Origin of the sequence: Olivibacter sp. SDN3, from assembly GCF_014334135.1 — a bacterium.
Lineage (GTDB): Bacteria > Bacteroidota > Bacteroidia > Sphingobacteriales > Sphingobacteriaceae > Olivibacter.
In genome coordinates, this window is the sequence record NZ_CP060497.1 from 3,939,741 (window position 1) to 3,951,664 (window position 11,924).

Below are 11,924 nucleotides of genomic sequence, written 5' to 3' on the forward strand. Positions count from 1 at the left end.
GGTACTAGATGGTAGTTATTGTGCATGTCTTATAATTCCACTCTTTGATATCTATCTGGTATTGGGTCTGATCAATTAAAGGACCTCTGCAAACCTTCTCGACAGGGGGAGGTAACTCATACTGCTCTTTTGCTCGACGAATCAGTTCATCGAATAGCCATTTTGGAATAACTTCGTTGTAGTCTGCCGGATATACGAACTGAAATGTTAATAGTTGCGCAAGTAATAAGTGCCAATGCTGGTCGAGCCTTGAAAGTAGTCTTTGCCAGTCAATTTGTTTACCATACCTCAGGAAGATATGGTTTATATCCGCACTGTCATTTCTTTCTCTATTTTGCACATACATTTTGCACCAGATGAGTTCCTCGGGAGGGATGAATTTAACGGGAACACCTACTAGTTTTCCATCTTGTGCATACGTATACCAAGTGTCGTCAACAGTACAAATGTTATTTACTGTGTCGAAAATGATATCGATAAAATAATCTCCTTTGAATACTTTGGCCAGCCATCGTACATCTGTGAGTTCTGTTCGATAACCCGCTGTAGCAAAACATTTTAAAAGATGAGGGTACTCACTGGATTTGCAAAAAATATCTAAATCTTTTGTGTTTCTAAAAATTCCAGTATAATTAAACATCGCAAAGGCTCCGCCCAACATATACTGAATTTTAGCTTTATTGAGCAGCTTGAGCGATTCTTTAAAGAATGCGTTCGACAAATTTCGCTGTTCTTGTGTCTCGATCATCTTTTTTTATTATTAGCTAGTTATAACAGTGCAACACTGAATTTGTTGAGGCGACCCGTACCATTGTCATCAGTATCATTCAGCCATTAATGATTTCCCCACCATTGGGATGAAGGATTTGTCCGGTCATATAGTTACCATCATTCGAGGCAAGAAATACATAACATGGTGCAATTTCGCTGGGTTCACCTGCGCGGCCCAAGGGAACATCAGAGCCGAATTTAGCGACGTGATCTTCCGGAAAGCTCGCAGGGATTAAGGGAGTCCAAATAGGTCCTGGAGCGACACCATTTACTCGAATACCCATGTCCGCTAATGATGCTGATAAGGATCGTACAAAGGAAACGATAGCTCCCTTGGTTGCCGCATAATCGATTAAGTGATGACTGCCTCTGTATGCGGTAACGGAAGTAGTACATATAATGGCACTGCCTCTTTTTAGATGGGGAAGTGCTGCTTTCGTCAGATAGAATTGTGAAAAGACATTGACGCCGAACGTTTTCTTTAACTGTCGGCCGGTAATTTCTGTTAGATGCTCCTTGGGATAATGTATAGCGGCGTTATTGATTAAAATGTCTAGTTTTCCAAAAGTTTTAATCGTTTCTTCGATTATTTTCTTACAGTGGCTTTCATCTCCCACATCGCCTGCCATCAATAGCACTTTAGCACCTGTCTTTTTGATTTCTTTAGCAGTTGTTTCAGCGTCCTGATGCTCGTTGAGGTAACTTAACACCAAATGCGCCCCCTGCTGGGCAAAGGCCAGCGCTACAGCCTTTCCAATACCACTATCTCCACCAGTTATAATAGCAATTTTACCCGCTAACTTTCGAGAAGAGTCTGTCGGGACTGTCTGTGGACGCGGGCGCATTTTAGTTTCTTCGCCAGGCTGCTTTTGTTGAGATTGTTTGGGCCTTATTTGTTTTTTACTGTCTTTTTTCATTTGTTTCTTTTTTATCCGTTTGTTCTTTACCAGAAACGAAGAAGATAAAATGTCGCAAGAAAAACGGGGTTCTTATTGGACTGCTACGTCGTTTTTTCTTTTAAAACATATCGTCTAATGTGTTTGTTCTTCCTATATTAAATAAAATAGAACTGTTATGGCAAAGTATTCGAAGAAGGCAAGTGAAAAAGTGGGGGAGACTATGAAGGAAATGAAAGCAGGAAAACTAAAGACCGGCAGCGGCAAAAAGGTAACTTCGAAAGATCAGGCAGTTGCCATAGGCCTGTCTGAAGCTAGAAAAGAAGGTGCTAAAGTTCCAAAGAAAAAGTCGTAAATTACGATGTTAACCGTGCTATTGGAGTGTAAAGAGCAACGAGGTTATACACATCACAAAAATCCCAATTAAGATGGCCATACGAAAAGAAAGGCACCTATCTCCGCTTAAAGATAAACCTTTTAAGAAAAGGGAGGCGAAGCAAACCGAAAAAGGGGGGGAGCGCATTGATGTTGATCGGTCTTATGAGGCTGGTGTTGATTCTCAGCAGGACCAATTGAACCGCATTCCGAAAAAGACAGAAGATAAACAAAATGTAAATGAAAATGATCGCTTAAAGTGAGTACTGATCGGAGACAGTGTCAGTCGACCGATCCACTTCATTGAGAAAATCAATGTCTTTAGCTTTTATCTTGAGTATTTTGTTCGTGAAACCAAACGGTTGTTCGTTTCACTTGCGGTTACCGGGCCTTTGCTGTAAGCATTAGCGTAGCAATTATAGCCACTTTTTATAAACGACGTATTACTTGATTTCCATATCATCTTTCCGGCGTATAATTTTTCGTTAAAGTATAGCAGCCTAGTCTATGTTCAGTTATTTGGTAACGATGTCAAAAGGTAGGAACTTTAAGGAACCGGTATTGCTAGGAGAATTAATACGACGGATGTTAGCGAAGAAAAACGTCCCGTTATTAGTGCCTTTGGGATGGAGTATGCACTATGCGATGGGCTACCTTATGACGATTTTTTTCCAAAAATTGGCCAATTTTGAACAGAATCAAAATAGCGTACTTTTAACAATAGAAGATTCCACTGATCATTACGGGGAACGCAAACGTACGGAAGACAACCCTTCTTTATCCATTTTTTCCAGCACTACAACTACTTTCATTGGATCGCCTATGGTAATGTTAACCACTTTTGTATTAGGATGTTCCTGTTGCGCTATGGAAGAAAAAAAATTTTCTGTCAAAGGGGTTAAGTCCGGGTTTTCCTTTGATAGACGACTTATTTCATCTTCTTCAAAAATTCTGTTAAATACTTTGTTCATATGAATTAAATTAGCCTCTTTAACATCGAATAAATTCTTTGTGCAGCCTATAAAGGATGAGTCCCAAATTGTCCTTTGCTCCAGTCTTTTTAATCATTTGTTCCCGAATTTCTTCTACTTTTCGTTTTGTCGTAAAAAGTCTATAGGCGATATCCCGATTAGCATGACCGTATACCATTAAATCTAATATCTCCTTTTCTTTTTCGGTTAAGGTAACGTTTGCATTAAATGATGCGATATGTGCCTCGAATTCGCTCAAACGGTGAAAAAGTTTTGCGGTTAGATCGACATCAATATAATCATTGCCTTGATAGACGTAATTTAAAGCAAATAGTAGCCCATCCTTATCTAAGTTTTTGGCGATATAACCATTTACGCCGGCACTTATGAGTTTTAAAGCGTGCTTAATACCGTTGATGTCGTCCATCACAACAATCTTTAATTGATTGTTCGTTAATTTAGCATTTTCGATAATATGCAATACGGTGTCGACATTTTGATCAACTACCAGTAATAAGACGTCTATACCGTAAAAATCGTAAGCTGAGATAGCCGTAAGAGACTCGTTTTTACCAATATCAATTTTTTCTTGCAGAAGTAGCTCAGCTAATGCATATCGACGAATGGAATTTTCATCTCCTATCGCTATTTTATATTTCATATTAAGAGATAATAGTTACAAACCAATTATAATTCCTTTAACTCCTTTAAGTTGTTTTAATAACTAAATAACAACTGACCGGTATAAGTGTTTGACTTACGATTAAGGGGGTGTGAAATTGTTGGATCCATTATACCTTGTACCGCCAACTCACCATTGGTGTTTGGCGAGAATATTGAATTCGTTCAGCTTATCTGTTTTATCGCTAATTGCTTGATAGCTCCTTTAACGTTTGCTGTCTCAGTAAATCTACTATTGTAAATGGCATCATTTGTCTTCTATTCACCTGAGATCCCCGCGTGATCCCCATGTGATCCGCCTAATATCCGCTTTTACCCCCCTAAAAGCGTACTATTAGTGAACTAATAGGGGCTAAGTAGGGACTGAATGGGAAGGGGATGGCGTGTGGAGGTAACTTGAAAGTATCTTTTCTTTCTGTCGGCCGTCATACCTTTTTTACCGCTGTCAGGTGGGCGGCTTTTTCTTTGCTCATTCCGTCATCTCGCAATGCGTCATACTTTTTATCGTCCCTGATTTGCTTTCCATGATTCTTGGCTATAACATTTATGTTTATCAGGTTATTAATAATACGTGCCATATGATGTAACTGGTACAAAATTTAAACCACACTCCTTTGCCATACTCGACAAATATTCGATCTTCCTAAATTATTGCCCTCCTGTATCTGTCTCTTTACCGATACTATCTGTTTGCATGGGATACATTTTTTCTGACAAAGTAGAATCTGGCGGAGCGGGTGCGTTGATCGTATCGGCGTCAAATTGCTCTTCCACGTCATCAGGTGATTGGCTATCACAACCACAGCCTGAAAAAAATACGCTCGACATCACGATTGAATAAATTATGTTTCTCATAACGGTGTATGGATTGTTGTTTACATTCAACAATGTTTGGCGTAATAAGTTTACTTCGCGTGGTTATTGATTATTGGTAGAAGTTTTTGATTATTTGTGTGTTTTTGGACTGATTTTTACTATGTACTAAAATCTATATAAGTTGTCGCTCTTTTCTGAGTATGTTGTTCATATTGATTCCCAAATTCGTGGCATGGTACTGCTTCTTTAGTCGCTGAGGATATGCAGATGCCCGCCTGTACGAATCTCAACTATTGGCAGAAATATTGAATTTGTTATTAACATATCCTGAGGTAATTCGTGTCAATCCCGTAAATATTATAGCTAACACATCATAAATTTAAAAAAGGCAGATTATGGAAATTACAATGAAAGAACCAGGTACCGAAATGGACGTTACACTACAGGTGGTGCCAGAAGATTACAATGGCGAGCAAGGTCTTCGGATTATTTATCCGAGCAAAGATTTTTTTGTGATGACGCAGAAAGGTGGGGAATGGAAAGTAGTCGATGAAGAACATATCAGTCCTTGGAACATGTTTTAACGGATTACAAGGGCCAAAAATATCCACTTGTATTTTACCGGACAGGTATAAATACGTTGTATTTCTTGTTACAAATACGTTTTCGCGATTTAATTAGCCATTAGCGAAACAGCAAAGTGATAATTGCATAAATGTTGATGTAAGGCCTATCCGACAAATGGTTTGTCGAAAAAAAATCACCTGATCGAATCGATAGCAGAAGTATCTTGTCTTATCGTGGTGTCCATTAGTGGCGCTTTTGCGGTGGCCGTGTCCCGGTCAAAAGCTTCGGTACCAGACCCAGATCGCCCACAAGCGAAGGAAATACATATTATCAGTGACAAAACAATTGCTTGGATTACTTTTTTCATAATACTAAGTTATTTTGTATAATTACAACTAAACCTGTGTAATGTTTAGATAGGATGTATGAAAGTGAAAAGTATTTCAAGAAGTACATTGGCCCTACTGTTAGTGATATGTAATATTAGCTGTGATCAGCTATCGAAAAATATTGTTCGTGAGCATGTTGCTTATTATGATCAAATACCTGTCATCCCAAATTACGTTACACTGACAAAGGTGGAAAATGCTGGCGCTTTTCTTAGTTTAGGCTCAGCACTGCCGGATATATTGAGAATGGCACTATTAACACTGTTACCTTTGCTGGTACTGGCTTACGGTTTATATCTGCTGTTTGTACGGCGGTCTACACCGGGCGTATTTATGATAGGTTTAAGTTTCGTCCTTGGAGGTGGGATCGGAAATTTGATTGATAGACTATTGTACGGCTCGGTTACTGACTTTTTACATATTGATTTTATTGTTTTTCAAACAGGTATCTTCAATATGGCAGATGTTTCTATTTTGATTGGAATAGCTCTACTGTTTTACCATATTTATCTCGCCAAAGGGTCGAAGTCGTAGACACCTCCTCTAATTGTCGTTTTTGTACATCGTCCTGCGAGAGCAGGAGAGCGGATGGCAGGGGGGGGTGAATGTTTTAAAACCTATACTGAGGGTTCTAACACGTCATAGGCATATTGTTATAACCCAGTTTTCATATATAAAATTTTGTGTTGCTTGATAAAAGCATTATTTTGGTTAAATCGTGGTTACGATAAATAATCTTTTATTAATCTTAATACGTTAATTTATATGAATGAAGAGATAAATCAGCCGTTACCAGTGGCTTATAACGATATAAGAGAAGCAACCAAGCAGTCCGGTTTTTCAATGGCTTCTGATATATTGACATGTTCGCTGCTCCGAACGCTTGCAGGAACAAAACCGTCAGGTAGATTTCTTGAATTGGGAACAGGAACAGGGCTTTCAACTGCTTGGATTTTAGATGGTATGGATAGTTGTTCCTATCTCATCTCTATTGATAATGATGCTCAATTTATAAAAGTTGCTCACCGTTTTCTCGGTAAGAATGAGCAGCTGAATCTCATAAATACGGATAGCGGAGAATGGATCACCAACAATAAGGGACAGAAATTTGATTACATTTTTGCAGATACCTGGCATGGTAAATATACCCTATTGGAGGAGGTTTTGGCGCTATTAAATAAAGGAGGCCTTTATATCATAGATGATATGCTGCCTCAACCTAATTGGCCGAGTGGGCATTCAGAAAAAGCGACCACTCTTATTAAATATTTGGAAAGTAGGGATGATTTATTATTAACTAAGCAAACTTGGGCGACTGGAATAGTTGTAGCAGTGAAAAAGTGACAAATTTCCTTCAAATTGAGATTTTCATGACGATTTATATTAAAGGTAACTATTTGCTATTTTATGTAATTCGATCTTGTTTCTCAATATTTCACATTATTTCACAAAAAATGAAAACATTTTTTTAGGACATTTGTTAGCATGGTAGGTTTAGGTTGATTAAAAAAACATAAGTTTTGCCCGGCTACCCCAATGCCGGGTTTTTTTATAACGGGATTATTTTAATTCTTCGTAATCTTGGAATTTCCATGACCCTAATTCGTCTTTAGCATAAGATACTTTATATTTTTTTTCCCCAATAGATATATCGAAACTGAAAGGTTCATCTTTTTTTGTCTCATCCTTGTAATCATTTAATAGCCCATCGGCATATTCTTCAATTTGTTCTTTTGAAAATTCTTCGTTCATAACGTATTCAATTAATGTTTTACCTATCAAACTTAGCATATTGTATTTGAAATTCAAACTTGTGAATGAGCATATTTTACGCCATCAAAAATTAGGCAATCGGTTGCGTTTACAATGGATTTGTTAATGCCTTGTTTGAAGCTTATATTTGATCTCCACATATATAAAACCTGAATTTTATGCGATTGTTTTTAATATTCTTTTGTTGTGTATGGAGTTGCCTTGGCTATGCCCAGCATAAATCGACGGTTTCAGTAATTCCAGAACCGATGTCTTTGGAAGTGATGAACGGAAATTTGATACTTGACCAAACTGTTTTTATCAAGTATCAGAAACCAGAAGAAGAGCAGGTTGCGCAGCTATTTCAAAAGTTCCTTAAAAGTAATTATGCTTTTGAACTGCGCAGATATACCGGAAACGAAAAAGGAAACACCATAGATTTTGTGCTGGATGAAAGCATGAAGGATGAAGCTTACCATATCGATATTGATAATGAAGGTGCAAAAATCAAGGGAAGTACATCCGGACTGTTTTATGCGTTGCAAACTTTACAACAGTTGATGCCTTTAGACCGTAATCAATCTTTATACCTGCCTTATGTGAAAATCGATGATGAACCACGCTTTGCCTACCGCGGCCTGATGTTAGATGTAGGAAGATATTTCTTTTCTACCGATTACTTGAAGAAATTTATTGATCTGATGGCTCAGTATAAACTGAATGTCTTCCATTGGCACCTGACAGAAGATGCTGGTTGGCGTATTGAAATAAAAAAATATCCGCGTTTGACAGCAATTGGTTCAAAACGTGCAGGTACGCAAACTGGCCATAAACCGGAGGACTTTGATCCAACTCCTCATGAGGGCTATTATACGCAGGAAGAAGCCAAAGAGATCGTAGCTTATGCCAAAGAAAGAAATATTACCGTAATTCCTGAGTTTGATATGCCTGGGCATACGATGTCTGTGTTGGCCGCTTACCCCGAATTTGGCTGTACCGATGGGCCTTTTGAAGTACCTGTTAAATGGGGTATTAAAGAAGATGTGCTGTGCGTGGGAAAAGAAGAAACCTATGCTTTTGTAAACGACGTACTAGATGAGCTAATAGCTATTTTTCCATCGCCATATATACATATCGGTGGTGATGAAGCACCTAAAAGTCGGTGGAAAGAGTGCGTTACTTGTCAGCAGCGGATGAAAGAAGAAGGATTGAAAGATGAAGAAGAGCTGCAGAGTTATTTTATTCATCGTGTGGAAAAATATATTAATAGTAAAGGAAGAAATATTATTGGTTGGGATGAAATATTGGAGGGCGGTTTAGCTCCAAATGCTACTGTAATGAGCTGGCGTGGTGAAGAAGGTGGGATAGCTGCGGCTAAGCAGGGGCACGAAGTAATTATGACACCTAATAATTATCTTTATCTTGATTACTACCAATCTAAAGATCATGAAGCTGAACCAGTAAATATTGGGGGGGATCTTCCGCTATCAAAAGTTTATAGTTATGAACCTTTCACGGAAAAACTGCATTTGGATGAACAAAAGTTCATCAAGGGTATACAAGGAAATGTTTGGATGGAATATATTCATACGGAAGACAAAGTAGATTATATGACGTGGCCCAGGGCTTTAGCCCTAGCTGAAATTGCTTGGTCGCCGTCGACAAAAAAAGACTATAATCATTTTATAAACAAATTATCAAAGCCGTTAGCGCATTTAGACCAGCAAAGCATAGTGTTTCGTATTCCGGAACCATTGGCATTTTTAAACTTGGCAGACTCGACGGTTACTGCAGACAATAATCAACAGGTTACCGTAGATTTAACACCTGTAGTTGAAGGGACGCGTGTCTTTTATACCTTGGACGGGAGTGATCCTAGCCTACAGCAAAATGAGTTTACAGAGCCTGTGTTTTTGAATTTGACTGAAGGGCCGATTACAGTTAAGTATTTCCAGGTTTTACCCTCGGGTAGAAAGAGTGCGATATATCAAATGAAGTATGAATAATGATACATAGAATAAATAAGCGGTTTGCTTTTATTGTATAAACATATATATTTGTTTGTTTATACATGAAACTTCATTCGGATTCCAAAAATAAAAAACCCTTACATATCCAAGCGGAAGAGCTGATTAGGGATATGATCAGGAAGTTGCCCTACGCAGAGGGTGCCTATCTTCCTAATGAGCTGGAATTAGCTGCTTCCCTGGGAATTTCAAGGACTACGCTTCGTCAAGCGCTGAATAAAATGGTATATGATGGACTTCTGGTGCGTAAAAAGGGCGCTGGAACGAAAGTCGCCGATAAGGTAATCAGTTCAAAATCCAATAGATGGCTAAGTTTTTCACAGGAAATGAAAGCTCGGGGAATTCCTATTAAAAATTACGAGTTATTGGTAAGTTGGGTTTCTCCGAATGAACAGGTAGCTGATTTTTTTAAAATAAAACCTACTGAAAAGGTGCTGATGCTTAGACGGCTTAGAGGAAATCTTCACCAACCTTTCGTTTTGTTTGTTTCCTATTTCCACCCATCTATAGGTTTTACGGGTGAAGAAAACTTTATACGCCCGCTCTATGATATTATGGAGCACGATTATAATGTGCGGGCACAGCTTTCAAGAGAAGAGATTAGTGCGATGGCTGCGGGTAAAGAGCTTGCTGTTAAGCTGGATATTGAAGAGGGAAGCCCGGTATTATGTAGAAGGCGATTGGTATATGATCAGGATCAAAATCCCATTGAATATAATTTAGGCTATTACAAGGCAGAAAGTTTTGTGCTTACCTTTGATAGCGCTCGCTAAAATAGTTGTATGTATATACATATTTAATTTTCTATTTTTTTGCTTATTCCTGATTTTCAATTGGTTGATCCGAACATCTGAAAATATATTCCAAAAACCTTGCTTATATGTATGTACATATGTATGTTTGCTTATGTAATTGATAAGCCATACATATAAACATGAATAATTCCAGTATTTTATCAACAAAATCTAAGTCGTACGAAATTTTGCCTGTACATCATCTCGGACAGGACCAAATTCATAAGGGTTTTGATTCACTTGTTTCTTATATCGTCGCGAATAAAGCAGTTAATATCGACGGTTATGTAGGGGTAGATTGGGCCTATATTCGACACCAACTTGATGTTCGCTTAAAAGAACAAGGTTTTTCTATACATTGGGTCGATACAGCAGATGCCCTTAAAAATGAGGATGAAATTGATGAAATGACAAGGCCTTTTTTGGGTGGAGCTAGTACGGTTTGGGGCAAGAAAACGGATTTAACGCTAGCAGATTTTTTTGATCAGGAGAAAATTATCAAAAGTAAATCCTTTACTAAAGAAGCGGATTTGACTATAACTATCGGGCCTAATGCGTCGTCGTTTGCTACTGCTCATGCTAAGCTTCTCTATATAGATCTACCTAAGAACGAATTGCAGTATCGCATGCGTCGTAAGGAAATCGTAAACTTGGGAGCAGTGCAGCCTGATGACGCACAATCGATGTATAAAAGGTTTTATTTTGTGGATTGGGTGGTGCTTAATCTACATAAGGAACAAATATTCGACAAGGTTGACGTGATGATTGACGGGCAGCATCAGGATACCGTTACCTGGAGTTACATGGACAAGCTGATAGAGGGTTTAAAAGAATTATCAACATCAGTGTTCCGTGTGAAGCCTTGGTTTGAACCTGGCGCTTGGGGCGGACAATGGCTTAAGCGGCACATTAAAGATCTCAATCAGGAAGCTGTAAATTATGCTTGGTCTTTTGAATTGATCGTGCCCGAAAATGGGTTGCTTTTTGAAAGCAACGGTCATCTTTTGGAGATATCATTCGACTGGTTGATGTTTGCCAGAGCTGAAGCTGTACTTGGAAAACATGTGACAAAGTATGGGACAGCTTTTCCGATTCGATTCGATTTTTTAGATACATTCGACGGTGGAAATCTCTCGATTCAATGTCATCCTTCGTTGAAATATATACGTGAAAAATTTGGAGAACGTATAACGCAAGATGAGACCTACTACATTATGGATGCTGGAGAAGGGGCAAGTGTATATATTGGTTTTCAGGAGGATATTGATCCGAAAGAATTTAGAAAAGATCTGATGGATAGTCAAATATATGGAAAAGAGGTAGATATAGAACGATACGTGCAGAAACTTCCAGCAGAAAAGCATGATTTATTTCTTATTCCCAATGGTACCGTGCATAGTGCAGGAAAGAATAATCTTGTACTTGAAATCAGTGCGACACCTTATATTTTTACATTTAAGATGTACGATTGGCTGCGAATGGATTTAGACGGTAAACCAAGGCCAATAAATATTGACCATGCTTTCCAAAACTTAGATTTTAACCGAAAAGGTTCGGTAGTTGAGGATGAATTAAAAGCTAAACCCTATTTGCTGAAAAATGAAGATGGTTGGCAGCTTTTTCATTATCCCACCCATGCTGAACACTTTTATGATGTTCACCAGATTGTGATAAGCACTTTCTACCAAGAATCAACCGAAAATGCATGCCGTGTTTTGATGCTAGTCGACGGAGCGCGTCTGATGGTTGAGACAGCTGATGGTGTAAAAAGAACCTATAATTACGCAGAAACTTTTGTGATTCCGGCTGCAGCTGGAAGCTACACAATCATCAATCTCGATGAAGAGCCTATAAAAGTAGTGAAAGCTTTTTTAAAGTAGCAATA

Annotated in this window: 16 protein-coding genes; 8 read left to right on the plus strand and 8 right to left on the minus strand. The window is 38.4% G+C overall.

From position 1 onward, the window contains the following. Positions 1 to 4 precede the first annotated feature (4 nt). Together H8S90_RS16345 and H8S90_RS16350 are read right to left on the minus strand one after the other, a co-directional pair. Entirely contained in the window at positions 5 to 748 is a 744-nt protein-coding gene (locus H8S90_RS16345; protein ID WP_187338919.1) for a nucleotidyltransferase, read from the minus strand. 79 nt (positions 749 to 827) lie between these two features. Then, positions 828 to 1,688 (minus strand): SDR family oxidoreductase, encoded by an 861-nt coding sequence (locus tag H8S90_RS16350; protein ID WP_187338920.1) that lies wholly within the window; start codon positions 1,686 to 1,688, stop codon positions 828 to 830. Positions 1,689 to 1,845: 157 nt separating this feature from the next. Here H8S90_RS16350 and H8S90_RS16355 point away from each other — a divergent pair, with 157 nt between their 5' ends. Then, positions 1,846 to 2,022 (plus strand): DUF6496 domain-containing protein, encoded by a 177-nt coding sequence (locus H8S90_RS16355; RefSeq protein ID WP_187338921.1) that lies wholly within the window; start codon positions 1,846 to 1,848, stop codon positions 2,020 to 2,022. Between the two features lie 73 nt (positions 2,023 to 2,095). Continuing rightward, positions 2,096 to 2,305 carry a hypothetical protein gene (locus tag H8S90_RS16360; RefSeq protein ID WP_187338922.1) on the plus strand — a complete coding sequence of 70 codons (210 nt, stop codon included), beginning with the start codon at positions 2,096 to 2,098 and terminating at the stop codon, positions 2,303 to 2,305. Positions 2,306 to 2,782: 477 nt separating this feature from the next. Here H8S90_RS16360 and H8S90_RS16365 read toward each other — a convergent pair whose 3' ends face one another. The 4 genes from H8S90_RS16365 to H8S90_RS16380 form a co-directional block, all read right to left on the minus strand. Next, positions 2,783 to 3,013 carry a hypothetical protein gene (locus H8S90_RS16365; protein WP_187338923.1) on the minus strand — a complete coding sequence of 77 codons (231 nt, stop codon included), beginning with the start codon at positions 3,011 to 3,013 and terminating at the stop codon, positions 2,783 to 2,785. A gap of 19 nt (positions 3,014 to 3,032) precedes the next feature. Then, positions 3,033 to 3,674: a LuxR C-terminal-related transcriptional regulator gene (locus H8S90_RS16370; protein ID WP_187338924.1), complete on the minus strand. Its 642-nt coding sequence runs from the start codon at positions 3,672 to 3,674 to the stop codon at positions 3,033 to 3,035. Positions 3,675 to 4,119: 445 nt separating this feature from the next. Then, positions 4,120 to 4,272 carry a hypothetical protein gene (locus tag H8S90_RS16375; protein ID WP_222852116.1) on the minus strand — a complete coding sequence of 51 codons (153 nt, stop codon included), beginning with the start codon at positions 4,270 to 4,272 and terminating at the stop codon, positions 4,120 to 4,122. A gap of 70 nt (positions 4,273 to 4,342) precedes the next feature. Beyond that, positions 4,343 to 4,549, minus strand: coding sequence for a hypothetical protein (locus H8S90_RS16380; RefSeq protein ID WP_187338925.1), 207 nt, complete (start codon positions 4,547 to 4,549; stop codon positions 4,343 to 4,345). A gap of 356 nt (positions 4,550 to 4,905) precedes the next feature. Here H8S90_RS16380 and H8S90_RS16385 point away from each other — a divergent pair, with 356 nt between their 5' ends. Continuing rightward, entirely contained in the window at positions 4,906 to 5,094 is a 189-nt protein-coding gene (locus H8S90_RS16385; protein ID WP_187338926.1) for a hypothetical protein, read from the plus strand. 176 nt (positions 5,095 to 5,270) lie between these two features. Here H8S90_RS16385 and H8S90_RS16390 read toward each other — a convergent pair whose 3' ends face one another. Then, complete coding sequence (locus H8S90_RS16390; RefSeq protein ID WP_187338928.1) at positions 5,271 to 5,444, minus strand: hypothetical protein; 174 nt, start codon at positions 5,442 to 5,444, stop codon at positions 5,271 to 5,273. Positions 5,445 to 5,502: 58 nt separating this feature from the next. Here H8S90_RS16390 and lspA point away from each other — a divergent pair, with 58 nt between their 5' ends. Together lspA and H8S90_RS16400 are read left to right on the plus strand one after the other, a co-directional pair. Beyond that, complete coding sequence (lspA, locus tag H8S90_RS16395) at positions 5,503 to 6,000, plus strand: signal peptidase II (protein WP_187338930.1); 498 nt, start codon at positions 5,503 to 5,505, stop codon at positions 5,998 to 6,000. 231 nt (positions 6,001 to 6,231) lie between these two features. Next, positions 6,232 to 6,810, plus strand: a complete 579-nt coding sequence (locus tag H8S90_RS16400; RefSeq protein WP_187338931.1) for an O-methyltransferase — start codon at positions 6,232 to 6,234, stop codon at positions 6,808 to 6,810. A 216-nt stretch (positions 6,811 to 7,026) separates the two neighbouring features. Here H8S90_RS16400 and H8S90_RS16405 read toward each other — a convergent pair whose 3' ends face one another. Next, on the minus strand, positions 7,027 to 7,218 hold the full coding sequence (locus tag H8S90_RS16405; RefSeq protein ID WP_187338933.1) for a hypothetical protein: 192 nt from the start codon (positions 7,216 to 7,218) through the stop codon (positions 7,027 to 7,029). Between the two features lie 179 nt (positions 7,219 to 7,397). Here H8S90_RS16405 and H8S90_RS16410 point away from each other — a divergent pair, with 179 nt between their 5' ends. The 3 genes from H8S90_RS16410 to H8S90_RS16420 all read left to right on the plus strand — a co-directional run bounded on the left by H8S90_RS16410 (position 7,398) and on the right by H8S90_RS16420 (position 11,919). After that, positions 7,398 to 9,224, plus strand: a complete 1,827-nt coding sequence (locus H8S90_RS16410; protein WP_187338935.1) for a beta-N-acetylhexosaminidase — start codon at positions 7,398 to 7,400, stop codon at positions 9,222 to 9,224. 65 nt (positions 9,225 to 9,289) lie between these two features. Further along, positions 9,290 to 10,018 carry a GntR family transcriptional regulator gene (locus H8S90_RS16415; RefSeq protein ID WP_187338937.1) on the plus strand — a complete coding sequence of 243 codons (729 nt, stop codon included), beginning with the start codon at positions 9,290 to 9,292 and terminating at the stop codon, positions 10,016 to 10,018. Between the two features lie 161 nt (positions 10,019 to 10,179). Then, positions 10,180 to 11,919 carry a class I mannose-6-phosphate isomerase gene (locus H8S90_RS16420; RefSeq protein WP_187338938.1) on the plus strand — a complete coding sequence of 580 codons (1,740 nt, stop codon included), beginning with the start codon at positions 10,180 to 10,182 and terminating at the stop codon, positions 11,917 to 11,919. Positions 11,920 to 11,924: the final 5 nt, after the last annotated feature.